The organism is Rhodanobacter sp. A1T4, from assembly GCF_014207185.1.
Lineage (GTDB): Bacteria > Pseudomonadota > Gammaproteobacteria > Xanthomonadales > Rhodanobacteraceae > Rhodanobacter.
The window spans coordinates 242,339-266,225 of record NZ_JACHCP010000002.1; the positions used below are offsets into that span (position 1 = coordinate 242,339).

Annotated in this window: 26 protein-coding genes; 7 read left to right on the forward strand and 19 right to left on the reverse strand. The window is 61.4% G+C overall.

From position 1 onward, the window contains the following. Positions 1-141: 141 nt before the first annotated feature. The 7 genes from folE2 to efp form a co-directional block, all read right to left on the reverse strand. Positions 142-1,089, reverse strand: a complete 948-nt coding sequence (gene folE2, locus HDE80_RS04245) for a GTP cyclohydrolase FolE2 (RefSeq protein ID WP_184603765.1) — start codon at positions 1,087-1,089, stop codon at positions 142-144. A 337-nt stretch (positions 1,090-1,426) separates the two neighbouring features. Then, positions 1,427-2,281 carry a phytoene synthase gene (locus HDE80_RS04250; RefSeq protein WP_184668216.1) on the reverse strand — a complete coding sequence of 285 codons (855 nt, stop codon included), beginning with the start codon at positions 2,279-2,281 and terminating at the stop codon, positions 1,427-1,429. A gap of 1 nt (position 2,282) precedes the next feature. Beyond that, entirely contained in the window at positions 2,283-2,966 is a 684-nt protein-coding gene (gene gph / locus HDE80_RS04255; RefSeq protein WP_345776411.1) for a phosphoglycolate phosphatase, read from the reverse strand. An 8-nt stretch (positions 2,967-2,974) separates the two neighbouring features. Further along, entirely contained in the window at positions 2,975-3,697 is a 723-nt protein-coding gene (ubiG, locus tag HDE80_RS04260) for a bifunctional 2-polyprenyl-6-hydroxyphenol methylase/3-demethylubiquinol 3-O-methyltransferase UbiG (RefSeq protein WP_255483578.1), read from the reverse strand. A gap of 25 nt (positions 3,698-3,722) precedes the next feature. Next, complete coding sequence (locus tag HDE80_RS04265; protein ID WP_184603752.1) at positions 3,723-3,977, reverse strand: YciI family protein; 255 nt, start codon at positions 3,975-3,977, stop codon at positions 3,723-3,725. A 39-nt stretch (positions 3,978-4,016) separates the two neighbouring features. Then, the gene (locus tag HDE80_RS04270) at positions 4,017-5,348 is read right to left on the reverse strand and encodes a TRZ/ATZ family hydrolase (RefSeq protein WP_184668226.1); all 1,332 of its coding nucleotides are present in this window, start codon (positions 5,346-5,348) and stop codon (positions 4,017-4,019) included. Between the two features lie 119 nt (positions 5,349-5,467). Then, positions 5,468-6,046 (reverse strand): elongation factor P, encoded by a 579-nt coding sequence (gene efp, locus HDE80_RS04275; protein WP_184668228.1) that lies wholly within the window; start codon positions 6,044-6,046, stop codon positions 5,468-5,470. Between the two features lie 97 nt (positions 6,047-6,143). Here efp and epmB point away from each other — a divergent pair, with 97 nt between their 5' ends. Both epmB and HDE80_RS04285 read left to right on the forward strand, forming a co-directional pair. After that, positions 6,144-7,166 (forward strand): EF-P beta-lysylation protein EpmB, encoded by a 1,023-nt coding sequence (gene epmB, locus HDE80_RS04280; RefSeq protein WP_184668229.1) that lies wholly within the window; start codon positions 6,144-6,146, stop codon positions 7,164-7,166. 136 nt (positions 7,167-7,302) lie between these two features. Continuing rightward, positions 7,303-9,378: an EAL domain-containing protein gene (locus tag HDE80_RS04285; protein WP_184668231.1), complete on the forward strand. Its 2,076-nt coding sequence runs from the start codon at positions 7,303-7,305 to the stop codon at positions 9,376-9,378. A gap of 91 nt (positions 9,379-9,469) precedes the next feature. Here HDE80_RS04285 and rplS read toward each other — a convergent pair whose 3' ends face one another. The 5 genes from rplS to ffh all read right to left on the reverse strand — a co-directional run bounded on the left by rplS (position 9,470) and on the right by ffh (position 13,139). Further along, positions 9,470-9,877 (reverse strand): 50S ribosomal protein L19, encoded by a 408-nt coding sequence (gene rplS / locus HDE80_RS04290; RefSeq protein WP_184668233.1) that lies wholly within the window; start codon positions 9,875-9,877, stop codon positions 9,470-9,472. Between the two features lie 31 nt (positions 9,878-9,908). Next, positions 9,909-10,685 (reverse strand): tRNA (guanosine(37)-N1)-methyltransferase TrmD, encoded by a 777-nt coding sequence (gene trmD, locus HDE80_RS04295; protein ID WP_184603741.1) that lies wholly within the window; start codon positions 10,683-10,685, stop codon positions 9,909-9,911. 62 nt (positions 10,686-10,747) lie between these two features. Beyond that, positions 10,748-11,263 (reverse strand): ribosome maturation factor RimM, encoded by a 516-nt coding sequence (rimM, locus tag HDE80_RS04300; protein WP_184668235.1) that lies wholly within the window; start codon positions 11,261-11,263, stop codon positions 10,748-10,750. A gap of 2 nt (positions 11,264-11,265) precedes the next feature. Further along, on the reverse strand, positions 11,266-11,520 hold the full coding sequence (gene rpsP, locus HDE80_RS04305) for a 30S ribosomal protein S16 (RefSeq protein WP_179479683.1): 255 nt from the start codon (positions 11,518-11,520) through the stop codon (positions 11,266-11,268). 230 nt (positions 11,521-11,750) lie between these two features. Next, a complete protein-coding gene (gene ffh, locus HDE80_RS04310; protein ID WP_184603737.1) occupies positions 11,751-13,139 on the reverse strand; it encodes a signal recognition particle protein in 1,389 nt (462 codons plus the stop codon). A 97-nt stretch (positions 13,140-13,236) separates the two neighbouring features. On the opposite strand from ffh, the gene ccsA reads away from it, so the two are divergent. Next, positions 13,237-14,037: a cytochrome c biogenesis protein CcsA gene (gene ccsA / locus HDE80_RS04315; RefSeq protein ID WP_184668864.1), complete on the forward strand. Its 801-nt coding sequence runs from the start codon at positions 13,237-13,239 to the stop codon at positions 14,035-14,037. Positions 14,038-14,061: 24 nt separating this feature from the next. On the opposite strand, the gene radA is transcribed toward ccsA, so the two are convergent. The 7 genes from radA to HDE80_RS04350 form a co-directional block, all read right to left on the reverse strand. Then, positions 14,062-15,447 (reverse strand): DNA repair protein RadA, encoded by a 1,386-nt coding sequence (gene radA / locus HDE80_RS04320; protein ID WP_184668237.1) that lies wholly within the window; start codon positions 15,445-15,447, stop codon positions 14,062-14,064. Positions 15,448-15,562: 115 nt separating this feature from the next. After that, positions 15,563-16,651, reverse strand: coding sequence for an alanine racemase (gene alr, locus HDE80_RS04325; RefSeq protein ID WP_184668239.1), 1,089 nt, complete (start codon positions 16,649-16,651; stop codon positions 15,563-15,565). 28 nt (positions 16,652-16,679) lie between these two features. Then, a complete protein-coding gene (locus HDE80_RS04330) occupies positions 16,680-18,074 on the reverse strand; it encodes a replicative DNA helicase (protein ID WP_184668240.1) in 1,395 nt (464 codons plus the stop codon). Positions 18,075-18,312: 238 nt separating this feature from the next. After that, on the reverse strand, positions 18,313-18,762 hold the full coding sequence (rplI, locus tag HDE80_RS04335) for a 50S ribosomal protein L9 (RefSeq protein ID WP_184603729.1): 450 nt from the start codon (positions 18,760-18,762) through the stop codon (positions 18,313-18,315). Positions 18,763-18,896: 134 nt separating this feature from the next. Then, a complete protein-coding gene (rpsR, locus tag HDE80_RS04340) occupies positions 18,897-19,127 on the reverse strand; it encodes a 30S ribosomal protein S18 (RefSeq protein WP_007081973.1) in 231 nt (76 codons plus the stop codon). Between the two features lie 14 nt (positions 19,128-19,141). Continuing rightward, positions 19,142-19,561, reverse strand: a complete 420-nt coding sequence (gene rpsF, locus HDE80_RS04345) for a 30S ribosomal protein S6 (RefSeq protein WP_184603727.1) — start codon at positions 19,559-19,561, stop codon at positions 19,142-19,144. A 269-nt stretch (positions 19,562-19,830) separates the two neighbouring features. Continuing rightward, on the reverse strand, positions 19,831-20,157 hold the full coding sequence (locus tag HDE80_RS04350; protein ID WP_184668242.1) for an iron-sulfur cluster assembly accessory protein: 327 nt from the start codon (positions 20,155-20,157) through the stop codon (positions 19,831-19,833). Positions 20,158-20,357: 200 nt separating this feature from the next. Between HDE80_RS04350 and asnS the strand changes: the two genes are divergently transcribed. The 4 genes from asnS to HDE80_RS04370 are packed head-to-tail and all read left to right on the forward strand — an operon-like array spanning position 20,358 to position 23,759. Further along, positions 20,358-21,773 carry an asparagine--tRNA ligase gene (gene asnS / locus HDE80_RS04355; RefSeq protein WP_184603723.1) on the forward strand — a complete coding sequence of 472 codons (1,416 nt, stop codon included), beginning with the start codon at positions 20,358-20,360 and terminating at the stop codon, positions 21,771-21,773. Positions 21,774-21,788: 15 nt separating this feature from the next. Next, positions 21,789-22,637, forward strand: coding sequence for a MalM family protein (locus HDE80_RS04360; protein WP_184603722.1), 849 nt, complete (start codon positions 21,789-21,791; stop codon positions 22,635-22,637). Then, positions 22,634-22,948: a hypothetical protein gene (locus HDE80_RS04365; RefSeq protein ID WP_184668244.1), complete on the forward strand. Its 315-nt coding sequence runs from the start codon at positions 22,634-22,636 to the stop codon at positions 22,946-22,948. The genes HDE80_RS04360 and HDE80_RS04365 overlap by 4 nt, the downstream gene beginning before the upstream one ends. Before the next feature lie 19 nt (positions 22,949-22,967). Next, positions 22,968-23,759 carry an SDR family oxidoreductase gene (locus tag HDE80_RS04370; protein WP_184668246.1) on the forward strand — a complete coding sequence of 264 codons (792 nt, stop codon included), beginning with the start codon at positions 22,968-22,970 and terminating at the stop codon, positions 23,757-23,759. Positions 23,760-23,887: the final 128 nt, after the last annotated feature.

A 23,887-nucleotide genomic window follows, 5' to 3' on the forward strand; every position in this document is an offset into this window, starting at 1 on the left:
AAACTCTTAAATACGAAAAATCAGGTTGCCACGCGATCACCCACCTATCACCGCAATCCTCTCGCCGGCAGGGAGAGGAGGAAAAGCGTGCTCAGACTCAGCTGGATTCTTTACCCAACGTAGCGAAGCAGGAAGGACGAGTCACGGCGTCGCGCCATAACCTCCGTCCACGCCCTTGCTCGCATAGGCCACCGCATCATGCGGATGCAGGCTCTCCTGATGCTCGACACGGACATGGAAATCGCTGAGTCGATCATCGGCATCCAGTGCTTTCTGAATGCGCCGCGCAGCATCCTCGCAAAACATCAGGTTGCTGCCATTGGCCAGCGCGAAAGCCTGCTCGTCCTCGCGTTTCACGGCGGTCTGCACCGGGGTGCCCAGCGCATGTTCGACGCGGTCGATCAGATCGATCAGATGCAGGCCCGAGCCAACGTTGGGACGAATTCGCAGGCAGGCGACGCTGCGCTGGGCATGCGGAGTGGCGACGATGCCCTGCTCGCTGCCTAGCCAGGCCAACACGGCGGCAGCATCGATCGGCTTGGCGGCATCGAAGTCTTTTGAGAACTGGTCCTGGATCAGCTGCCGCGACAACGCCGCCGAGGCCGGACAGGTCGAGGAGTAAACCACTTCGGTACCCAGCTCGAGCAGGAAGGTATCTCCGGTGAGGCTCGCTTCGATGGTCACCGGATAGGAGCGCCAGCCGCTGTTGTCGCTGCGCAGCGCAGGGCGACGCACCAGCTGCTCGAACTTGACGCTGAGGCAGGCGCGGTCGGAGAGATCCTTGTGTGACTCAAGGAAGCCGCGCAGTAATACCTGCAGCGTATCGACCGTCAATGGCTGTGTGCTGAGCACCTGCTCGACTTGCAGATAAAGCCGCGACATGTGGATACCGCGCTTGTCCGCTCGCTTCAGATTGACGAAGGCACCGACCTTGGCGCTGGCGCGATGCACCTCGCCATCGCCGGCATCGAAATGCACCGGTACCTGGATATCGGCCATGCCGACCCAGTCCAGCGCACCGGCAAGATGCGGCTGCGCGTGCACGGCAACGTCGGGCAGGAGGCGGGCGGTATTTTCTTGATTTGACATGGGTGAATCCTGACATCGGCGAACAGATCGCCGCGAAAGCTTTGAATCTTGGGGCAAGCCGGGTGTCGCGCAATAGTGGTTTGCTGGAAACAGTGCGTCTTGCATGAGTGCTTTCGCAACGTCAAAGCGTTGCTTTTCAGTCAAACAAATAACAAAAGGGAATCTCTAAAAACCGTAGCGAGCGAAGAGAATTTGTGCGTCGCCGGAGCGCAGGAACCGGAGCATACAGGGGAGTATGTGAGGATTCCGAGCACCGCCGGCGCGCAAATTATCGAGCGCAGTAGGTTTTTAGAGGTTCCCCAAAGCCTGCTGATAAAACGTCGGCCATCGCTTGCCGTCAATCCATCTGGCGACGCCAGGCACGCGCTGCATTCCAGGCTTGAATCGTGGTGCCGAGTCCAGTGCGCGGCTGACCCGACTGCAAGGCAACGAGCGAATCCGACGCGCCTGCGGCATTTTGCGCCAGCTGCTGGCCATGGCGCGACTCCAGCGCACGAAACACGCTGAGCGGCCCGGGCAATCGGGATGACTCGCGCCAACTCGCCAGCAAATCGTCCAGCTGTGCCTTGATCGCTGCCTGGCGCGCATCGCCGGGCACACGCAGCTGGGCTCGACTCAGGCCGTGGCGCGCCAGCCGTGCCATGGGCAGTGGCAGGCGATCGCGATCGGCGTCTTGCTCCAGGCGCAGCAGCGCATACAGAAGGTGATTGAGCGCGGCGACGCGTGCCGCGCGATCGGGCGACGCCTCGGCGCCATACCACCACGCCGTTTCCAGCGCCGCCAACGCACCGTGCAGCGGGGCCGCGGCGATTATCTGCGTGGCAAAGTCCGCCGCCGTGCCCTGCTCCAACTGTGCCATCGCAGCAAGCACGGGTGCCAGCCAGCGTTCGCCAGCGATGTCATGGGCGCGCTCGTCGTCAAAGATCACCTGGGTCAGCGGATGGCGGCCGCCGCTAGTTACCGCTCCAGACAGTTCCTCCGCCCACCAGTTGAGCTTCGCCACGGCGACCTGCGGCTCGCGAATGCCGTAGGCCGCGGCAACCAGCTCTTGCTCCAACGCAGCCAGCGCGATATGTCCGGGGTGGCGTTGCCCATCGACAAAGACCAGCGCGACGCGCTGCTGCGGCTGCACCGCCAACCACTTGTCGATGAAACTTTGCAGCTTGGCGCTTTGTTCGACCAGCTCGACCATCTCAGGCAGTAACCGTTTGCAACCGCAGCAGCTCGGCGAGCTGAGCCGGATGATCCACCACGGCATCGGCACCCCATGTGTGCGGATCGCCACCGTCCAGATAGCCCCAGCTCACAGCAACGGTATAGAGCCCTGCCGCGGCGCCAGCCTGGATGTCGCGGCGGTCATCGCCGACGAAGACAGCGTTTGCCGGTTTGATCCCCGCGTGCTCACAGGCCAGCAGTACCGGCGCAGGATCGGGTTTCTTCACTGGCAACGTATCACCGGAAACCACCGCATACGCTCGACCACCCCAACCGATACGCACCAGTAAGTCGTCGGTAAGAAAACCGGCCTTGTTGGTCACGATGCCCCAGGGCATGCCCTGCGCTTCGATGCGTTCCAGCAGGTTGTCGATGCCGTCAAATGCGGTGGTCTGTTCGCCCATCAGACGCTGATAGATTTCCAGATAGCGCGGCATCAGCGCGTCGATCGCCGGCTCATCGCGATCGACGAACGCACAGCGAAGCACGGCGCGCGCGCCATGCGAAACGACCTGGCGCACCGGCGCATACGGTGATGGTGGCACGCCCTCTTCAGCGCATTGCGCAACCAGCGCGGCATAAAGATCGGGCGCGGTATCGAGCAAGGTACCGTCCAGATCGAACAGTACGCCCTGGATGCTTTCAGGCAACGACTTCGACACGTCTGATTTCATAGGGGTTTGTGCGCGCAGAGTATGTAATTGACCGCCGTGAATCGGCTCAGCCATGCCTTGCGGGTCAGCGGGTTATAAGCGAGCCCGGATACTTCCTCCAGCTCCAGCCCGGTATGTCGCAACAGTCGGCCCAGCTCCGACGGCTTCAGGAATTGCGCATAGTGATGGGTACCTTTCGGCAGCATGCGCATCACGTACTCGGCGCCCAGAATCGCCGCGCCAAAAGACGCCGGTGTGCGATTCAGAGTGGACATGAACAGCCAGCCGCCGGGCTTCAGCATCGTTGCCAGATCCTGCACCAGCGCGGCCGGATCGGGCACGTGTTCGATCAGCTCCATGCAGCACACCGCGTCGAAACCTTCCGGTTCCACGGCAACCAGATCCGACGAAGACTGCACGCGGTAATCGACGCTGAGATTCGACTCGTACAAATGCAGCTTGGCGATATCGATCACTTTGTGGCTCAGATCGATACCGGTGACTTTGGCCCCGGCGCGCGCCAGCGCTTCACTGAGCAGCCCACCGCCGCAGCCAACGTCGGCCACGTGCGCATCGCGCAGGTCGACGTGCTTGGCGACGTAAGCCGCACGCACCGGGTTGAGATCGTGCAGCGGACGCGATTCGCCATCCGGATCCCACCAGCGCGCAGCCAGTTTGTCGAAATGGGCGATTTCCTCGGCGCTTACGTTGCCGCGGGTGTGCGATTCGGTCTGCATCATCGATTCTCCGGAACAGCGTCCAAGTTTAGCGGGCGGCCCATTCGTACAGCGTGATATCCCAGCCGCCGCTGATATGCGCCGGATCGCGATAGGCAATGACCTTTGCTTCAGTCAGGTCATCGGCGCGCAACAAATAGGCACCGCCGGACTTGTCGCCGAACGGACCAGACAACTCGATCCGACCCTCCGCACGCAGTTCCTCGAGAAACTGCTGGTGCAGCGGCACGACGGCGGCATCGAACTGGGCGCGACGCATGGCGAGGACGAGATAGCGATTCATGGCGATTCCCAGTGATCAATGATGACCAAGTTGTTGCACTCAGTGCGCCGCAATGCGCTCACGCCAGGCGCGCGTTCTGGTGAGCACGGCGGCGGTGTCGATATCGGGCAGCACGCGATTGGCCAGCTTGCGCCGGCCGGCGATCCAGACGTCGGTGACCTGATGACGGCCAGCTGCGTAGACCAGCTGTGACACCACATGAAACATCGGCTGAGTTTCCAGATCGCTCATGCGCACCGCAGCAAGGTCGGCCTGCTTGCCGACTTCGATGGAACCGATCTTCGCTTCCAGCCCGATCGCCTTCGCGCCGTTGAGCGTGGCAGCGCGCAAGGTGTAACTCGCATCGAAGGCGGCGGCGTCCTCGGCGACGACTTTGGCCATGAGTGCCGCGCTACGCATCTCGCCAAACATGTCCAGATCGTTGTTGGAGGCGCAGCCATCGGTACCGAGCGCAACGTTGACGCCGGCCCGGCGCAGTTTTTCGGCAGGGCAGAAACCCGAGGCCAGCTTCATGTTCGACTCGGCGCAATGCACCACCGATACGCCCGATTCAGCACAGACGGCTATCTCGCCATCAGTGAGCTGGGTCATGTGCACGGCGATCAGCCGGTCATTGATCAGGCCCAGTTTCTGCAGGCGCTGGAACGGGCGCAGACCGCTCTTCTTTTTCTCTTCCTCGACCTCGTGCGCGGTTTCGTGCGTATGCAGATGCACCGGAATATCCAGCTGGTCGGACAACACGCGGATACGCTCGAAGCTTTCGTCAGACACCGTGTACGGCGCGTGCGGCGCGAACGCCGTGCTGATCAGCGCATCGCCGCGAAAACTGTCGTGCACCTCGCAGGCGCGCTCGAAATATTCGTCCTGCGTCTTGGCCCAGGCGGTTGGGAAATCGATCACCGGCAGGCCGACCACCGCGCGAAAACCTAGCTGACGATACGTCGCGCCAATCACGTCCGGGAAAAAATAGTTCTCGTTGACGCAGGTTGTACCGCCACGCAGCATCTCGGCCACGGCCAGCTCCACGCCGTCACGGACGAACTCCGGCCCGATCACCTTGGCCTCGGCTGGCCAGATGTGTTGCTGTAGCCACACCATCAGTGGCAGATCGTCGGCTAGGCCGCGCAGCAAGGTCATCGGGTTATGCGTGTGGCTGTTGATCAGACCGGGAATCAGCGCGTGCTCGGTCAGTTCGACGCGTTCGCGTGGCGCGTAGCGCGCGCGGGCCTGCTCGATTGGCAGCAGCGCGATGATCTGATCGCCCTGCACCGCTACCGCGTGATCCTCGAGCACCACGGCATGGGGTTCGACCGGCACGACCCAGCGTGCTTCGATCAAAAGGTCGATCGGCTGCAGTGAGGTTTCGCTCATCGTGGGCTCGCTCCGGTTGGCCGCAGGTATAACGTGACTTGATAAAACAAGAGGCGGCACGCCTTGCGACGTCCGCCCCATCGATGCTGACGCTCCGGCATGACCGGAGCTTGACGCACTTACTTGACGCGGCTGTCGTATTCGCCAGTGCGGGTGTCGACCTTGATGATTTCGTCCTGATTGACAAAAAGCGGCACGCGCACCACGGCCCCGGTCTCCAGCGTGGCCGGCTTGCCGCCACCACCCGAGGTATCGCCGCGAACGCCAGGATCGGTCTCGGTGATCTTCAGCTCGACGAACTTCGGCGCCTGCACGGCGATGATCTGGCCGTTGAACAGGGTAACCACGCACTCTTCCTCACCCTTGAGCCACTTCCATGCGTCCCCCATGGCAGCCAGCGGAGCCTGTGCCATCTCGAAGGTCTCCATCTGCATGAAGTTCCACACCCGATCCTTGCCGATGCCGTCGATGAAGGACAGCTGCATGTCGGTATCGGTGGCATCCGCTTCCTCGAAGGAGTCGCTGGACTTCAGCGTCTGCTCGGTGGTGCGGCCATCCTTCAGGTTGCGGATGCGGATACGGGTGAATGCCTGGCCCTTGCCGGGCTTGACGAAGTCGGCTTCGGTGATGATCCAGGGATCACCGTTATGAAGGATCTTCTTGCCCGTTTTGACATCATTGAGGCCAAGGGTCGCCATGCATTTCACTCCGTTGTAGGTTGTAACGTAAAAACCGCCACTGTCAGCGGTTAAAATCACGGGTCAGTCGGGCTCAACGCCCGCCCCAAGGCCGCACATGATAACCGCAAGCACCTCCGCCCGCCTAACCTCAGCAACCGACTCCGACGGTCGCGACTGGCGTCATCTGTGGCGCCATGCGGTGACTGACCCGCTTGAGCTGCTTGCGCTGCTGGGCCTTGATGAACTCGCCACGCAGCTTCCTTCCAACGATGCCGGCTTCGCCTTGCGCGTGCCGCGCGGTTTCGTGGCACGCATGCGCCATGGTGACGCCCGCGATCCGCTGTTGCTGCAGGTTTTGCCGCAGCTGGCCGAGTGTGAAGAGGTGTCCGGCTTCGTGACCGATGCGGTTGGCGACATGGACGCCCGGGCGGCACACGGCGTGCTGCACAAATATCACGGTCGCGTCCTGCTGATCGCCAGCGGCAGCTGTGCAATCAACTGCCGCTACTGTTTTCGGCGACACTTCCCCTATAGCGAGGAAATGGCAGCAGCAGGCGAGTGGCGGCAAGCATTGGAGCATCTGCGCAGCGACAGCTCCATCACGGAGTTGATCCTTTCCGGCGGCGACCCGCTGGCGCTGGCCACATCCAAATTGAAAGAGCTAAGCCGCGGCCTGGCCGATATTCCACACGTCACGCGACTGCGCATCCACACGCGTCTCCCCGTGGTCCTGCCCGAGCGGGTCGATTCACCTTTCATCGCCTGGCTGGAATCGCTGCCGCTGCAAAAAGTTCTGGTCTTGCACGCGAACCACGCCAACGAGATCGATGCCAGCGTCGCAGCCGCCTGCACAAGACTGCGCGATGCAGGCGTTACGCTGCTTAATCAGTCAGTGCTGCTGCGAGACGTGAACGATAACGTCGCTGCGCTGACTGCGCTTTCGGAGCAGCTGTTCGCTGCCGGTGTGCTGCCGTATTACCTGCATCAACTGGATCGCGTCCAGGGAGCGGCGCATTTCGAAGTGGATGACGCCCGCGCGTTGGAGCTGGTACATGGCCTGCGTGTGCAGCTGCCGGGCTATCTGGTTCCCAAGCTGGTTCGCGAAGTGGGTGGCGAGGTGTCCAAGCGACCTTTGTAATCGGCTTTGGCGACGCATTTCGCTAGCGGCACGTAGCAGAATCCGCTACAAACGTAAGTATGAATGTCGTCAACCGGGAGTTCCGGAAGATCGATAAAGTACAGTCAGCGGTGCTCAACGGACAGTTCGACGCCTCATGAAAAAAGATTACGTCATCAAGATCCTCTTCATCGAGAACTCGCTCGAAGAAGCCGAACAGATCATCAGCCTCATGCGCAACAGCGGCATCGCCGTGCGTCCGGCCCGCGCTACCAACGCCGAACAGTTGCAGAAAGCGATCGACGAGCTGGAGCCGGACATCGTGATGTTCGATCCGTCCGTCAAAGGCCTGGAGCTACGCGAAGTCGTCCAGGCGCTCGATGCCTACGGCCGCGACTATTCGCTGATTGGTCTACCGGACAAGCTCGAGGGCCAGCAGGTCGCCGACCTCTTTGTCGGCGGCGCCCGTGGCGTCGCTCCGCGCAATCAGCCGAAGCAGTTGATTATCATATTGCAGCGTGAATTTGACGCGCTGCAGACGCGTCGGCAAGTGCGCCGGCTGGAAACCTCGCTGCGCGAATCGGAACGGCGCTGCGATGCACTGCTGGATTCATCCAACGATGCGATCGCCTATGTGCACGAAGGCATGCATGTGCGTGCCAACCAAGCCTACCTGGACAACTTCGGTTACGCGAGCTTCGACGACCTGCTCGGCATCCCCGTGATGGACATGGTCGATGCGGCTAACGCCGATGAATTCAAGGTGCTGCTCAAGGGTCACGCGCGCCACGAGAAGATGCTGTCGCAACTGACCCTGCATGCGCGCCGCGCCGACGGCAGTCAATTCGATGCCACCGTTGAGTTCGCACCCGCCACGTTCGAGGGTGAATCGTGTCTGCAGATTGTGTTCCGGCGGCAGTTGGTTGACCCTGCCGTGCTTGAACAGCTTCAGCGCGACCCAGTCACCGGTCTGTTCAACCGCTCACGCATGCTCGAGTGCGTGGACAACGCGGTAGCTGATGCCACCAACGGTAAAAAGGGGCAGGCCCTGCTGCTGGTCGAACCTGACAACTGGACAAACCTCGTTGCCGGCATTGGACTCGGCAAGGCCGATGGACTGTTGGCCGCGTTTGCTGGTCGAGTCCGGATGCTTCTCGGTACCGGTGACGTGGCTGGCATGCTTGCCGAACATACCTTGGGCATTGTGTTGGACACGCGCGAGGACGATGCCATCAAAGAGTGGATCGCCAAGCTGCAACACAGCGTCAGCAACGAAATTTTTGATGTCGGCGCACGCTCGATGAGCGTAACCGCCAGCATCGGTGGCAGCCTGCTCGGCGAGAAAAATGCCAATGCAGACCTGCTGCTCAATCAGGCTAGCCAAGCCCTGCGCATGGCGCAAAGCCTTGGCGGCAGCAAGGTGGAACTGAACGACCCGGCAGCCGGCGAAAAAGCCGACGACGAGCGCGACCGCTATTGGCTGGACCTGCTGCGCGAGGCCTTGGAAAAAAACGGTCTGGTGCTCTACCACCAGCAAATCATCAGCCTGCAGGATGCCGAAGGCGACTATTCCGAGATCCTGGTGCGAATGAATGGTCCTCAGGGCGAGGTATCGCCAGGCTTCTTCATGCCGATCGCCGAGAAGCACAACCTCAACGGCGCGATCGATCGCTGGGTGCTGCACCGGACCATCAGCGCACTGCAGATTCGCGAAAGCCACGGGATGGACACCACGTTCTTCGTCAAGCTCACCGCCGCGTCGATGAACGATGAAACCCTGCTGCCATGGCTGGCCGATCGGCTGAAGCGGGCAGCGCTAAAACATGGCCAGATCGTGCTGGAGATGACCGAGAGCAAGGTGATGACGATGCTTCGGCCCGCACAGGAGTTCGTCAACGGCTGGAAGAAGCTTGGTGGCAAGTTCGCGCTGGAGCAGTTTGGTTCCGGCCTGAACTCGTTCCAATTGCTCAACCATATCGATGCGGATTATCTGAAGATCGACCGCAGCTACATGGCCGACCTGCCGCAGCATGCAGAGAGTCAGAAGAAGATCGCCGAGATCTGCGATCGGGCCCGTGAACTGAAGCGCCAGACTATCGCCGAGTGGGTGGAAGATGCGACCAGCACATCGCTGCTGTTCGCGTATGGCGTGGATTTCGTGCAGGGCAATTTCCTGCAGATACCGCAGCAGCTGACCGGAGCCGGCAGCGTCGCACAGGCCGTCGTCAGCTGACCATCCCGCATCCCGAAAACAAAAAACCGCGGATCGCTCCGCGGTTTTTTTATTGCATCGAACAACGCTGACCGGATTATCCGGCGCCGATTTACTCGGCGCTGGAAGCGGCGGCAGCCTTGGCCTTATTGGCAGCCTTGGCAGCAGCGGCAGCGGCGACGTCTTCCTTGATGCGGGCAGCCTTGCCTTCCAGGCCACGCAGATAATACAGCTTGGCGCCGCGGACCTTGCCCTTGCGCTTCACGGTGACCGAATCGATCGCCTGGCTATGTGCCTGGAACACGCGCTCCACGCCGGTGCCGTGCGAAATCTTGCGCACCGTAAAGGCCGAATGCAGGCCGCGGCTGCGACGCGCGATGACGATGCCCTCGAACGCCTGCACGCGCTCGCGGTTGCCTTCCTTCACCTTGACGTTGACGACCACGGTATCGCCGGGGCCGAACTCCGGCAGCTGGCGGGTGATCTGCTCGGCTTCGAACTGTTCAATGATCTTGTTCATGGCAACACCTATTGTTTTCAATCAACTGCAGTCAGTCGTCGACCGCATCGTTTTGCCGCTTTTGTTCGTATTGAACATGTTCGCGACGGAATTCATCCAGCAGCGCACGGGATTGAGCATCCAGCGCGCGCTGTGACAACAGCTCCGGACGGCGCAACCAGGTTCGTCCCAGCGACTGCTTCTGGCGCCAGCGGGCAATGGCCGCGTGGTCACCGGAAAGCAACACCTCCGGTACGGAACCCAGCGCATCGTGCACCGGTTTCGCATAGTGCGGGCAATCCAGCAGGCCATCCGAGAATGAATCCTGCTCGGCCGACTGCGCATCGTTCAATGCGCCATCCTGCAAGCGGCCAACCGCGTCGATGATCACCGCCGCCGCCAGCTCGCCGCCTGACAATACATAATCGCCGATCGAAAGCTCCTCGTCGACCTCATGCGTCAGCAGACGTTCGTCCACACCTTCATAACGCCCACAAAGTAGAGCGATGCGCGGCCGTTTTGCCAGCGCTTCCACTCTGCCCTGCGTCAGCCGCGCTCCTTGCGGGCTGAGATAAATCACATGCACCGGTTCTGGTGCGGCATTGCGCATGACCTCGAGGGTTGCACGCAATGGTTGAATCAACATCACCATCCCGGGACCGCCGCCGTAAGAGCTGCTATCCACGGTACGGTGCCGGTCTGTGGTGTAGTCGCGCGGATTCCAGGTTTCCACCTGCAACAACTCGCGTTGCTGCGCGCGTCCTACCACACCCACCGCAGCACACTGGCGCACGAAGTCGGGAAACAGAGTGACGACGTCGATGCGCATGATGCTTAACCTCGGTGCCGGAGCCCTGGATTTTGAACTCTTTGTCTCGCCATCCGGCAACGTCAGAATTCAGGATCCCAGTCCACCACCATGCGTTTCGCGGACAGGTCCACCGAACGCACGTAAGAACCCTGGATGAAAGGAATCAGCCGCTCGCGCTCGCCATCCCTTACTACCACGACATCATTGGCACCGGTCGCGAACAGGTGACTGACACGACCCAGAACCACGTCTTCCGTGGTGACGACCTCAAGACCCTCGAGATCGACCCAGTAATACTCGTCTTTGCCGGGTGGCGGAAGCTGTCCACGATCGACATGGATATCCATGCCGATCAATGCTGCCGCCTGCTCGCGATCATCGATGCCAGGCAGCTGGGCCACCATGCCCTTGCCCTGCTGACGACCCTTGGCACCCGCAATCTGCGTTTCCACACCGGGCGCTGTATTGAGCAGCCATGGTTGGTAATCGAAGATCTTCATGCGAGGTTCGGCCCAGGATTCAATCTTGAGCCAGCCCTGCACACCGTACAGTCCGACGATGCGCCCTATCAGGACGCGCCGACCGGATTCACTCATGTTCAGGCAGCCTGCTGCTTACCGGCTTCCTTCACCAGTGCAGCAACCTTGTCGCTCAACTGGGCGCCCTTACCAACCCATTCCTTGACGCGATCGACGTTCAGTTCAAGGCGCTTGTCCTTGCCTGAAGCAACCGGGTTGTAATAGCCGATGTTCTCGATGTTGCGGCCGTCGCGCTTGTTGCGCTGATCGGTAACGACAACGTGGTAGAACGGACGGCCCTTGGCGCCGCCGCGCGAAAGACGAATCTTGACCATAGTAAAACTCCAGAATTGCCGGATATCGGCAGGCACACGAGAGACGTGCGCGGTAAACGGGGCATTTTAGCGGTTTTTGGGGAAAAGGGAAGAGTTACAAGAGCTAAGGCATTAGAGGCGAGTTGCGAGGGCGCCAAAACCCGCCAGTGCAGCGGATATGCAAAACAACCATTTCAGAATCGCCGTAGCCCCGGGTATTCCGTCCTCGCTCCTCGTCCCTGGCTTCACAATCAACGCGGCGGCGGCAAACCGCCCATGCCACCCATTCCGCCCATGCCCTTCATGGCACCACGCATCTGGCGCATCAGGCCCTTGGTGCCGCCCTTGGACAGCTTGGACATCATTTTTTCCATCTGCATGTACTGCTTGAGCAGGCGGTTGACGTCGGCTGGCTGGGTGCCTGAGCCCCGCGCCACGCGGGCACGACGAGAACCGTTCAGCAGGTCCGGATGGCGACGCTCCTTCTTGGTCATCGAACTGATGATGGCGATCATGCGCTTCATCTCACCATCGTTGACCTTGGACTTGACGCTGTCCGGCAGGCTGGACATGCCCGGCAGCTTGTCCATCAGGCCGGCCAAACCACCCATGTTGCCCATCTGCTCGAGCTGATCCTTCATGTCGTTCAGGTCGAAGCGCTTGCCCTTCATCACCTTCTGAGCGAGTTTCTGGGCTTTCTCCTGATCGACCTTTCGCTCGACCTCCTCGACCAGCGACAGCACGTCACCCATACCGAGAATGCGCTGGGCCAGACGATCCGGGTGGAACGGTTCCAGCGCGTCGGTCTTCTCACCGGCACCTAAGAATTTGATCGGTCGACCGGTGATGTAGCGCACCGACAGCGCCGCGCCGCCACGCGCATCGCCATCGGTCTTGGTCAGGATCACGCCGGTCAGCGGCAGGGCCTCGCTGAACGCCTTGGCCGTGATCGCGGCATCTTGGCCGGTCATCGAGTCGACCACGAACAGGGTCTCGATCGGATTGATCGCAGCATGCAGCGCCTTGATCTCGGCCATCATCGCTTCGTCGATGGCAAGACGGCCGGCGGTATCCACCAGCAGTACATCGATCACTTCGCGCTTGGCCGCGGCAATCGCAGCCTTCGCGATCTCGACCGGGCTCTGCGACGCATCGGACGGGAAGAACTTCACGCCGACCTGCTCGGCCAGCGTGCGCAGCTGCTCGATCGCGGCTGGACGGTAAACGTCGCAGCTCACCACCATCACCTTTTTCTTTTTGCGTTCGGTCAGCAGGCGTGCCAGCTTGGCTACGGTGGTGGTTTTGCCGGCACCCTGCAGGCCAGCCAACAGCACGACGGCTGGCGGCTGCTGGGCCAGATTCAATTCGGTATTGGCGGTGCCCATCACCGTGGTCAGCTCGTCGCTGACCACCTTCACCAAGGCCTGGCCCGGGCTCAGGCTCTTCATCACATCCTGGCCAACCGCACGCACCTTGATCCGCTGGATCAACGCCTGTACCACGGGCAGCGCGACGTCGGCCTCAAGCAGTGCGATACGGACTTCGCGCAGCGACTCGCGGATGTTTTCCTCGGTCAGCCGGCCGCGGCCGCGCAGGCGATTGACGGTGGTGGAAAGGCGTTGGCTGAGCGACTCGAACATGACGGGACCGGCAAACAGGAAAGTGTTCGATTATAGCGGACGTATCGACACTCGCCGCCTGCACGCCCCGCAGAGCCTGTGCGACACTTCCCAGACTATGCTCATCCACACCGCCGCCCTGTTCGCCATCGTGCTGTACCTCGCCGCTGCGGCGGCGCTGGCGCGGCCGCTGCTCAACGGCGGCCAGCCGCTGAACGGGCTAGCGTTGGGCCTGGCCGGCAGTGCCGTGGTTCTGCATGCCGCCATTCTACTGGGGGCGCATCGTGGTGCGCTGGACCTGCATTTCTTTGCGGCGCTGTCACTGGTCGCTTTCGTGGTCGCAACATTGACCCTGCTGGTGAATCTCTCACGTCCGGTCGCGGCGCTGGGCGTGATCGTGTTTCCGCTGACCGCGCTGCTGATCTTGATCGACAGCTTCGTGGCACCGCCGACCTTGCCGCATACGATGGACTGGCAGATCAAGCTGCACGTCACGGTGGCGCTGATCGCCTTCAGCGTGCTGTCGATGGCCGCCGTGCTCGCGATTCTGCTGGCCGTGCAGGAACGCGCGCTGCGCCATCGCCAGTTCAGTCCCTGGATGCGCGCACTACCGCCACTGACGCTGACGGAAACCTTGCTGTTCCGGCTGATCGCCGCAGGCTTCCTGCTGCTGACGCTGACGCTGGTGACCGGTGCGCTGTTTGTCGATGACCTTTTTGGCCAGCACCTGGCACACAAGACAATTCTCTCGATCGTGGCATGGCTGGTGTTCGGCGTGCTGCTCTACGGGCGCTGGCAGCACGGCTGGCGCGGGCAGCGCGCGGTCAATCTCACCCTGATCGGCATGGCCACCCTCGGGCTGGCGTTCTTCGGGTCCAAGTTCGTGCTGGAGCTGGTCCTGCACCGGCCCGTGGGCTGATCTGATCAATTGACGCGCAGGCGATCAACGGCAGGCGTCGATTGCATCCGACAGACGCTCCACCCCAATCACCTCCATCTCACCGACGCGCCCCTTCTTTGGCGTATTGGCCTTGGGCACGATTGCACGCTTGAAGCCGTGCGTGGCCGCTTCCTTGAGGCGCTCCTCGCCATTGGGCACCGGGCGGATTTCGCCGGAAAGGCCGACTTCGCCAAACGTGATGGTCTGCTCCGGCAACGGCCGATCGCGTAGCGATGAAAGCACCGCCAGCAGCACCGGCAGATCCGCTGCGGTTTCCTGCACGCGGATACCGCCGACCACGTTGACGAACACGTCCTGGTCATACGCTGCCACGCCGCCGTGCCGATGCAACACGGCCAGCAGCATGGCCAACCGGTTCTGTTCCAGACCCAACGCTACGCGACGTGGATTGCCCAATGACGATTGGTCGACCAGCGCCTGCACCTCGACCAGCAGTGGCCGCGAACCTTCGCGCGTCACCATCACCGCGCTGCCCGACGTCGGACCCGTATGCGCAGAGAGGAAAATGGCCGACGGGTTGGGTACCTCACGCAGGCCCTTGTCGGACATCGCGAACACGCCCAGTTCGTTCACCGCGCCGAAGCGGTTCTTGAACGCACGCAGGATGCGGAAACGGCTGCCCGATTCGCCCTCGAAATACAGCACGGCGTCAACCATGTGCTCGAGTACGCGCGGGCCGGCGATGCCGCCCTCTTTCGTGACATGGCCCACCAGAAATACCGAGGTACCCGTTTCTTTGGCAAAGCGCGTTAGCTTGGCCGCGGATTCGCGTACCTGACTGACCGATCCGGGCGCCGCGGTCAGCAGCTCGGTCCAGATGGTCTGGATCGAATCGATGACCAGCACCCGCGGTCGCGTCGCGATGGCCTGTTCCAGAATCCGTTCGATGCAGGTTTCCGCCAGCGCCTGCAGCGGCTCCAGTGGCAAGCCCAATCGTTGCGCGCGTGAGGCGACCTGCGACAGCGATTCTTCACCGGTGACATAGACACTGGATAGCTGGGTACCGAGCGTACCCAGCACCTGCAACAGCAGGGTCGACTTGCCGATACCCGGATCGCCACCAATCAGCACCACCGATCCCTGCACCAGTCCGCCGCCCAGCACGCGGTCAAGCTCACCGATGCCGGTATGCGTGCGTGCCTCGGTGGTCAAGGCCACCTCGGTCAGCGGCGTGATGCGCGCGCTGCCCGCCGCATTGCCGGCGTAGCTGGAGCGCTGTGCCCCTACCGACGACTTGGCAACCGAGGATGGCGTGAGCACGATTTCGCTCAGCGTGTTCCATACGCCGCACTCGATGCACTGGCCCTGCCACTTGCTGTGTTCGCCGCCGCACTCGGTGCAGACATAGGCTGTCTTGGCTTTGGCCATCGGATTCTCGTACTCGATGCAATCAATGCGGCGAGCTTAGCCTGCCGTGGTCGCAGATCGCGAGACGCCTTGACGGATACGGCTGTCAGCTCTCGCCCACTAACGTTGCCGCTGTCTAGTTCTCGTCCTCGACAACCAGCACCCGTCGCGTCATGCCGCAGGTCAAGTCATAGGAGATCGTGCCAGCCTGGGCCGCAATGCGCTCAACCGGCAACGACGGCCCCCACAGCGTCACGCGATCACCGACCTTGGCCTGGGGCGCATCGCGCAGATCCAGCGTAATCAGATCCATCGAGACGCGGCCGATCAGCGGCACGGATTGATCGCCGATCAATACCGGTGTACCAGCCACGGCGCTGCGTGGGTAACCGTCGCCATAGCCAACTGCGGCGACGCCCACGTCCATGTCCCCAGGACAGATCCAGGTGCCGTTGTAGCCGATGCGCTCACCGCGCTTGATCGGATTGATCGCGATCAGCCGCGTGCTCAGACTCATTGCCGGACGAAAACCGAAGTCGGCTCCGGTCTTGCCATCGACCACCGAGAGGCCATACAACAAGCCGCCGGTGCGGACCCAGTCGGCGCGCGATTCAGGCCAGCCGATCACGGCCGCCGAGTTGGATAATGAGCGAGAACCTCGCAGATCTTTCGTGGCTTCACTGAAGCACGCCATCTGCAGCGGCGTCTGAAGACCATCGGCTATTTCCGACTCGGAAAAATGCGTCATCAGTCCGATGTCTGGATCGATGCCCGACATCGTCAATAGTCGCGCGTGCACATCGGCAACGCGCTCAGGCGCAAAGCCCAGTCGGTGCATGCCGCTGTCGATCTTCAGCCATACGCGCAGTTTGCCGCGCGGTGGCGTAGCGTGCGTCAACCACTGCAGTTGCGCCTCATGATGAATCGCAGCCTCCAGCGTCAGCCGCTGCATCTCGGTGATGTCGCTGGCGTTGTCAGGACCGGACAGCACCACGATGCGCTGATGATGACCCGCTGCACGCAGCCGCAGGCCGTCGCCGATCGCCGCCACAGCGAACATGTCGGCATCGGCCGCCAGCGCACGCGCGACCCGCTCCAATCCGTGACCGTAAGCATCCGCCTTGACGACCGCCATCACTTTCGCTGGCGCAGCGATGGCTTTGAGCCGCGCCAGGTTATGGCGCAGTGCACCGAGATGGATGGTGGCGACCGTGGTGCGGCTCATGGCTGCAGGAAACGGGAATTCCCCGCTCTCAATCGAACGTCCCGCCAAACGAGTCGGCCGCGTAGTTTTCGAACTTGGTGTAGTGACCGAGGAAGGTCAGCTTGCAGGTGTCGGTGGGGCCGTTACGCTGCTTGCCGATGATGATTTCGGCCATGCCCTTGTCCGGCGATTCCTTGTTGTAGTAATCGTCGCGGTAAATAAACATGATCACGTCGGCGTCCTGCTCGATGGCACCGGACTCGCGCAGGTCGGACATCATCGGCCGCTTGTCGGCGCGCTGCTCGAGCGAGCGGTTCAACTGGGAGAGTGCGATCACGGGCACGTTTAACTCCTTGGCGAGGCCCTTGAGTGAACGCGAAATTTCTGAAATTTCGGTGGCGCGATTCTCCTTGTTTCCGGGCACCTGCATCAGCTGCAGATAATCGATCACGATCAGGCCAAGACCGCCGTGTTCGCGGTGCAATCGGCGCGAGCGCGAGCGCAGCTCTACCGGCGACAAGCTGGGCGTGTCATCGATGAAAATCTTCGCCTCGGACAGAATCTGGATCGCATTGGAGACGCGCGGCCAGTCTTCCTCCTGCAGGTCACCGTTGCGCAAATGCTGCTGGTGAATGCGGCCGACCGAGGAGATAAGACGAAACGCCAGCTGCGAGGCGGACATTTCCATCGAGAACACCACGACCGCCTTCTTGCTGCGGATGGCAGCGGTCTCGGCGATATTCAGCGCAAACGCCGTCTTGCCCATCGACGGGCGCGCCGCCACGATGATCAGATCGGACGGCTGCAAGCCCGAGGTGAGGTTGTCCAGATCGGTGAAGCCGGTGGTGATCCCAGTGAGCTGGCCGCGATTTTCATAGCGCTCGGTGAGCAGCCGGAAGGCATCCTTCACCGCCTCGCGCATCGAGACGGAATCCTTCTTGCCACGCGCACCGGATTCGGCAATGTGGAACACGCGCTGCTCGGCGCTTTCCAGCACCTCCTGCATGCTCTTGCCTTCGGGGCGATAGCCATCTTCGGTGATCGATGTGCCTGCATCGATCAGCTGCCGCATGACCGACTTCTCGCGCACGATACCTGCGTACGCACTGATGTTGGCCGCACTGGGCGTGCTGTTGGCCAACTCGATCAGATAGCTCGCACCGCCAACCATCTCGGCCAGACCGTTACTCTCGAACCAGTCACCCAAGGTCACCGCGTCGCAAGGCATGCCCTTGTTCGCCAGCTCATTGATCGCGCGCCAGATCAGCCGGTGATCCTTGCGATAAAAATCAAGCTCGGCCAGTTTGTCGGCTACTTTGTCCAATGCATCGGGTGCCAGCATCAGGCCACCCAGCACCGCCTGCTCGGCATCGATCGAATGCGGCGGTACGCGCAACGCCTCGATCGCCGGGGAAGAAGATTTGCGTTCGGGCACAAAGGACATGGATTTACCTCACAAAAAAGCAGCGGTGCGCCGACGCCGAAGGCATGGCGGCACTGACCATCATCATACGCGGCGTCATCTCAGCCGCCGAGACAATAAGTCTGTGGATAAGCTGTGCGTTACTGTGGATAGAACGGCGATATCACTCCGCGCCATCACCCGAATCAGTCGATACCGCCGCTAAAACAAACGGGCGCCCGAAGGCGCCCGTTCTGGTACATCACTGGGATGTATCGACTTACTTGTCGCCGACCACAATCACCTTGACGGTGGTGTGGACGTCGGCGTGCAGGTGTACCGCCACGTCGTATTCGCCGGTGTTGCGAAGCGGACCTTCGCCCAGAATCACTTCACCCTTGTTCACGGCGTAACCAGCAGTGGCCAGAGCCTCGGCGATATCGCGCGGGCCGACCGAACCGAACAGCTTGCCCTCGGCGCTGGCGTGCGCCGCAATGGTGACCGACGCATCGGCCAGCTTGGCCTGACGTGCCTGGGCATCTGCCAGCTGGCTGTCAGCCTTGGCTTCGTATTCGGCGCGACGCTGCTCGAACGCAGCCAGATTGGCGGCATTGACGCGAACTGCCTTGCCTTGCGGCAGGAGAAAATTGCGGCCATAACCAGGCTTCACGACGACCTTGTCGCCGAGTGTGCCGAGGTTGCGGACTTTCTGCAGAAGAATGAGTTCCATGGTGTATCCCTATTCGTTAGCGCCGGTGTGGCCCGACGCAGCCGTGGACGGCTGTCCGAAGTATCTGAAGTCACGCCAGACCATGGCCAGGCGTGACAGATGGCAGGCAACCCGAGGATTGCCCGCCGGCACGATCAGACGTCGTGGTTGTCGGTGTACGGCAGCAGCGAGAGGAAGCGTGCGCGCTTGATCGCGGTGGCCAGCTGACGCTGATAGCGCGCCTTGGTACCGGTGATGCGGCTGGGCACGATCTTGCCATTCTCGGTCACGTACTGGCGCAGCGTGTTGAGATCCTTGTAGTCGATCTCTTTGACGTCTTCGGCAGTGAAGCGGCAGAACTTGCGGCGGCGGAAAAACTTGGACATGGTCTGGATTCCTATCAGTCGTCGCTGTCGCGATCGTTGTCACGGTCGAGACCGCGGCCTTCGCCATCGTCGTCATCGCGGCGACGCGAGGACTTGGCATCATCTTTCTCTTTGCTCTTGATGATGAAGGACGGCTCGGTATCGGCCTCATCACGACGCACCACCAGGTGGCGCAGCACGGCGTCGTTGAAGCGGAAACCCGACTCCAGCTCGTTCAGTGCGTTCTGGCTCACTTCAATGTTGAGCATCACGTAATGGGCTTTGGCCAGATTCACGATCGGATAGGCCAGCTGACGACGGCCCCAGTCTTCCAGACGATGCAGCTTGCCACCGTCGGTCTCGACCAGCGCCTTGTAGCGCTCGATCATCGCCGGAACCTGCTCGCTCTGGTCAGGGTGGACCAGAAACACGACTTCGTAATGACGCAGCGTCATTGGGGTTTGACTCCTTGTGGATGCGGCCTTGCGGCCTCGCAGCCTCCCGCCGTTGCGGTGAGGCAAGTGCCCGTCCAAGCCAATCAGGTCTGGACAGAAGCGGAATTGTACGGTGCCGACGCAGGATCGCGCAAGTCGTTGTTGCGTAAGGGCTAGTACCGCAAGGGGGCGAGGGACGAGTAGCGAGGGTGCAAAAACCGAGCAATCAGGACTGCAGAATGCGAAAGCTATGCCCTGCCTCGGCGCCCGCCCCTACAACCCTGCTCGCCTCACCCCACGGTAAAACTCTCACCGCAGCCGCATTCGCCGGTGGCATTGGGGTTGTGGAACACGAAACTCGCGTTCAGCCCCTGGCGCTGGAAATCGATCACGGTGCCTTCCACCAGGGCCACGCTCTTGTCGTTGACGATCAGCGGCACGCCATCGACATCGACCATCTGATCACCGTCGCCCAGCGTCTCGGCCAGATCGACCACATACGCAAAACCCGAGCAGCCGGTGCGCTTGACGCCAAAACGCACGCCCGCAGCGGTCGGCGTGTGAGCCAGGAAATGGCGCATACGGTCGCTGGCAGCAGGGGTGATCGTGATGGTCATGGCGGTTGGCGAACCTCGGACTCTGAAACGCGGTGCCGACATGCAGAGCAAGACGGCCGATTTGCTGTTGCCGCAAAGTCGCGGCTCGGGCGGTGCCTACATTATCATGCCGGCTCACTATGCATGTCGCGCAACGCGGCGTGCGCATTCATCATCCGGCGTACATACCTAGATATGGCGTCTAGCAGGAGTTTCAATTCATGGCAGTGGTCAGCGCGACGGTGTGCAGCGTGAAACAGGCTTTATCCGGTGCCATCGAGGCCGGCAGCACGGTCACCGTGCGCGGCTGGGTACGCACGCGACGCGACTCCAAAGCCGGCCTGTCCTTCGTCAACGTCACCGACGGCTCCTGTTTCGACTCGATCCAGGCGGTGGTTCCCGCCACGCTGGCCAACTACGAAAGTGAAGTGAAGCACCTCAGCACGGGCGCCGGACTGATCGTCAGCGGCACCCTGGTGCCATCCCAGGGCAAAGGCCAGAGCTTCGAACTGCAGGCCAGTGAGGTCACCGTGACCGGCCTGGTCGATGATCCGATGACCTACCCGATCCAGCCCAAGCCGCTTTCGGTGGAATTCCTGCGCGAGGTCGCACACCTGCGCCCGCGCACCAACCTGTTCGGTGCGGTGACACGCGTGCGCCACACGATGATGATGGCGATCCATCGACACCTTACCGAGCGCGGTTACTTCTGGATCAATACGCCGATCATCACCACCTCCGATGCCGAGGGCGCAGGCGACATGTTCCGCCTGTCCACGCTGGATCTGGCCAACCTGCCCCGCGATGACAAGGGCAAGATCGACTTCCGCAAGGATTTCTTCGGCCGCGAGGCATTTCTTACCGTGTCAGGTCAGCTCAACGTCGAGTCGTATTGCATGGCGATGAGCAAGGTCTATACGTTTGGACCGACCTTCCGCGCGGAAAACTCCAACACGCCTCGGCACCTGGCCGAGTTCTGGATGGTCGAGCCGGAGATTGCCTTTGCCGACCTCAACGTCAACGCCGACGAGGCCGAAGCGTTACTCAAGGCTATCTTCAAGTCGATCCTCGACGAGCGCGCCGACGACATGGCGTTCTTTGCCGAGCGCGTGCAACCGGATGCCATCAGCCGTCTAGAAGCCTTTATCGCCAAACCGTTTGAACGCATCGATTACACCGATGCGATTAGCATCCTGCAAAAGTCAGGTCAGAAGTTCGACTACCCCGTCGCCTGGGGCATCGATCTGCAGACCGAGCACGAACGTTACCTCGCCGAGAAACATATCGGCCGCCCTGTGGTCGTAATGAACTACCCCGAAGCGATCAAGGCGTTCTACATGCGCTTGAACGATGATGAGAAGACCGTCGCCGCGATGGATGTGCTGGCACCCGGCATCGGCGAGATCATCGGCGGTGCGCAGCGTGAGGAACGGCTGGACTATCTTGACCGTCGCATGACCCAGTTTGGACTCGATACCACCACATATGGCTGGTACCGTGATCTACGGCGCTACGGAACGGTGCCGCACGCTGGCTTCGGTCTTGGATTCGAGCGCCTGCTGGTCTATGTCTGCGGCCTGTCCAACATACGCGATGCCATTCCGTTCCCACGTGCCGCCGGCACAGCTGAATTCTGAGTACTGCCAACGCTAATGACGTACCGATTGCCCGCACTGTCTATCGCGCTGACATGCATTGCCCTGCTCAGCGGTTGCCACACAGCCAACCTGATTCCGCCGGCGCTGATTCCGCCGAATCTTCGGCCACCCGCCGAAGACAACGGCGCAGCATTGAAGCTGGCTCAAAAGAAGCTGCAGGACGCTTCGCCGTGCTGCAGCAGCTTTGCGGATTTTTCTTATCAGACCATCCTGCCGTGGCAACCGCAGAAGTTTGTACTGGGTAGCGACGCCATGGTGGCGAACCTGAATGGCGTACACAGCTACTTCATTGCGTTTGGCCTTCCTACGGGCGTGAAGCTGCCTTATCGCGTCGCGGTAAAGTCGGAATTGAACGGCCGCTGGCTGCGTTCGAGCTACCTGTTCGCCCCGACCATCGTGCTGCTTGACGGAGGTTTTCAGCCCATCGGTACAAACGATGTCGGCCTGTGCGAGCACGTGGGCTGGAGCAACGAAACCACTGGCGCATTTGGCGCGGTTTCGATCACCAGCGACAAAGCGCGCTATCTACTTGTTTACAGCTCCGCCGCGCAGCAGTCAGGCAAGACCTATTGGGAGCAGTCGCCGGCATCGGTTACCACCAGCGACTCCAATCCGTCACTGAACATGAACCCCAGCGGCAGCTTCAGCGTACCGCACGGTCCGGACGGCACGCTGTGGGTCGGCATGATGGACAAGACCTATGCCAAGGCAGTGGACAACGCCATTTGCAAGAAGGCACCGCCAGGCACCGGCGTGCTCAACACCTTGCGTGCCGATCTGCCGATTCCATGGATCAATGGCAGCGATGCTGATAAAAACAACAGCAGCAAGAGCAGCCAATGATCATTCTCTATCTGACCTTGCTCGTCGCAGGTGTCATCGCGTTTGCCCTATCGTATGTCGCGCAGTTTCGACTGGCTCGCCTGATGCGCGAGCGTTATCCGCAGCACTGGAAGATCATCGCGGAACCGGAGTCAGGCAAGGCCTCGGGGTTTCGTACCTGGGTTCGCATGCAACACGCGATGCGCTCGCCTGCGATGCCTGCACTCGATGATTCCAGCATCAACCAATGGCTGCGCTTGTGGCGTTACAGCCCATGGTTTGGCTGGCTGTGCTGGTTAGCTGCGTTGGCGATGCGCCTTCTGCTGCGCTGAATTCTGACGGAGGTTCAACATGCAACTGGATCTGACGGGACGACATGCGCTGGTTTGCGGCGCGTCTCAAGGCATCGGCCGCGCGAGTGCGATTGAACTCGCCGAACTGGGTGCAGATGTAACGCTGCTGGCGCGCTCGGGTGATGCCTTGCAGACACTGGCCGATAGCCTTCCGTACACGCACGAAAAGCAGCAGCACCGATGGCGCAGCATCGATATGCGGGAAACTGCAGCGCTGCAGACAACGGCCGCTGAAATTGTGGCGGTTAACCCAGTGCATATCCTTATCAACAACACCGGCGGTCCGCCCGGCGGTTTGGCACATGCCGCCGAGCTGGTCGAATTCGAAAGCGCTTTTCGCCAGCAGTTGCTTGCTGGGCAAGTGCTGCTGCAAGCCGTACTGCCGGGCATGCGTGCCGGCGGTTACGGTCGACTGGTCAACGTAATTTCCACCTCAGTCAAGGAACCCATCGCCGGCCTGGGTGTATCCAACACGGTGCGCGCCGCCGTTGCTGCGTGGGCCAAGACGCTGGCGGGTGAACTGGCCGCCGAAGGCATCACCGTCAACAACGTGCTGCCCGGCTACACGCGCACGAATCGGCTTGACAGCCTGCTGGCGGCACAGTCCAAATCCAGCGGGCGCAGCGAACACGACATCGCCGAAAGCCTGCTGGCCACTGTCCCCGCGCGCCGTTTCGGCGAAGCCCATGAAGTCGCTGCGGTCATCGCTTTTCTCTGCACGCCTGCCGCCGCGTACGTCAACGGTGTCAGCATCGCCGTCGATGGTGGCCGCACCCGTGCGCTGAGTTGACCGACGATGCCCGAGGGTGCGGAAATTCGCCCGGACTGCCGATGCTCCGACCACGTTTGCCCAGGCTGCCAGCACCGCTCTCGCGCTATGCTAACGGGATAATTTCGACCTGAAAGCCGTAACGGAGA

What these genes read in the sequence shown, in the direction of transcription:
- rplS (WP_184668233.1), bottom strand. Translation starts at nt 9,877, where the DNA reads ATGAACAAGATCATTGAACAGTTCGAAGCCGAGCAGATCACCCGCCAG.
- HDE80_RS04265 (WP_184603752.1), bottom strand. Translation starts at nt 3,977, where the DNA reads ATGAATCGCTATCTCGTCCTCGCCATGCGTCGCGCCCAGTTCGATGCC.
- HDE80_RS04370 (WP_184668246.1), top strand. Translation starts at nt 22,968, where the DNA reads ATGCAACTGGATCTGACGGGACGACATGCGCTGGTTTGCGGCGCGTCT.
- trmD (WP_184603741.1), bottom strand. Translation starts at nt 10,685, where the DNA reads ATGCGCATCGACGTCGTCACTCTGTTTCCCGACTTCGTGCGCCAGTGT.
- HDE80_RS04350 (WP_184668242.1), bottom strand. Translation starts at nt 20,157, where the DNA reads ATGACCATCACGATCACCCCTGCTGCCAGCGACCGTATGCGCCATTTC.
- radA (WP_184668237.1), bottom strand. Translation starts at nt 15,447, where the DNA reads ATGGCCAAAGCCAAGACAGCCTATGTCTGCACCGAGTGCGGCGGCGAA.
- HDE80_RS04250 (WP_184668216.1), bottom strand. Translation starts at nt 2,281, where the DNA reads ATGGTCGAGCTGGTCGAACAAAGCGCCAAGCTGCAAAGTTTCATCGAC.
- ccsA (WP_184668864.1), top strand. Translation starts at nt 13,237, where the DNA reads ATGCTCATCCACACCGCCGCCCTGTTCGCCATCGTGCTGTACCTCGCC.
- HDE80_RS04360 (WP_184603722.1), top strand. Translation starts at nt 21,789, where the DNA reads ATGACGTACCGATTGCCCGCACTGTCTATCGCGCTGACATGCATTGCC.
- HDE80_RS04270 (WP_184668226.1), bottom strand. Translation starts at nt 5,348, where the DNA reads ATGAGCGAAACCTCACTGCAGCCGATCGACCTTTTGATCGAAGCACGC.
- HDE80_RS04365 (WP_184668244.1), top strand. Translation starts at nt 22,634, where the DNA reads ATGATCATTCTCTATCTGACCTTGCTCGTCGCAGGTGTCATCGCGTTT.
- asnS (WP_184603723.1), top strand. Translation starts at nt 20,358, where the DNA reads ATGGCAGTGGTCAGCGCGACGGTGTGCAGCGTGAAACAGGCTTTATCC.
- ffh (WP_184603737.1), bottom strand. Translation starts at nt 13,139, where the DNA reads ATGTTCGAGTCGCTCAGCCAACGCCTTTCCACCACCGTCAATCGCCTG.
- rimM (WP_184668235.1), bottom strand. Translation starts at nt 11,263, where the DNA reads ATGAGTGAATCCGGTCGGCGCGTCCTGATAGGGCGCATCGTCGGACTG.
- folE2 (WP_184603765.1), bottom strand. Translation starts at nt 1,089, where the DNA reads ATGTCAAATCAAGAAAATACCGCCCGCCTCCTGCCCGACGTTGCCGTG.
- ubiG (WP_255483578.1), bottom strand. Translation starts at nt 3,697, where the DNA reads ATGATGCAGACCGAATCGCACACCCGCGGCAACGTAAGCGCCGAGGAA.
- efp (WP_184668228.1), bottom strand. Translation starts at nt 6,046, where the DNA reads ATGGCGACCCTTGGCCTCAATGATGTCAAAACGGGCAAGAAGATCCTT.
- rpsP (WP_179479683.1), bottom strand. Translation starts at nt 11,520, where the DNA reads ATGGTCAAGATTCGTCTTTCGCGCGGCGGCGCCAAGGGCCGTCCGTTC.
- rpsF (WP_184603727.1), bottom strand. Translation starts at nt 19,561, where the DNA reads ATGACGCTGCGTCATTACGAAGTCGTGTTTCTGGTCCACCCTGACCAG.
- rpsR (WP_007081973.1), bottom strand. Translation starts at nt 19,127, where the DNA reads ATGTCCAAGTTTTTCCGCCGCCGCAAGTTCTGCCGCTTCACTGCCGAA.
- rplI (WP_184603729.1), bottom strand. Translation starts at nt 18,762, where the DNA reads ATGGAACTCATTCTTCTGCAGAAAGTCCGCAACCTCGGCACACTCGGC.
- HDE80_RS04285 (WP_184668231.1), top strand. Translation starts at nt 7,303, where the DNA reads ATGAAAAAAGATTACGTCATCAAGATCCTCTTCATCGAGAACTCGCTC.
- alr (WP_184668239.1), bottom strand. Translation starts at nt 16,651, where the DNA reads ATGAGCCGCACCACGGTCGCCACCATCCATCTCGGTGCACTGCGCCAT.
- epmB (WP_184668229.1), top strand. Translation starts at nt 6,144, where the DNA reads ATGATAACCGCAAGCACCTCCGCCCGCCTAACCTCAGCAACCGACTCC.
- HDE80_RS04330 (WP_184668240.1), bottom strand. Translation starts at nt 18,074, where the DNA reads ATGTCCTTTGTGCCCGAACGCAAATCTTCTTCCCCGGCGATCGAGGCG.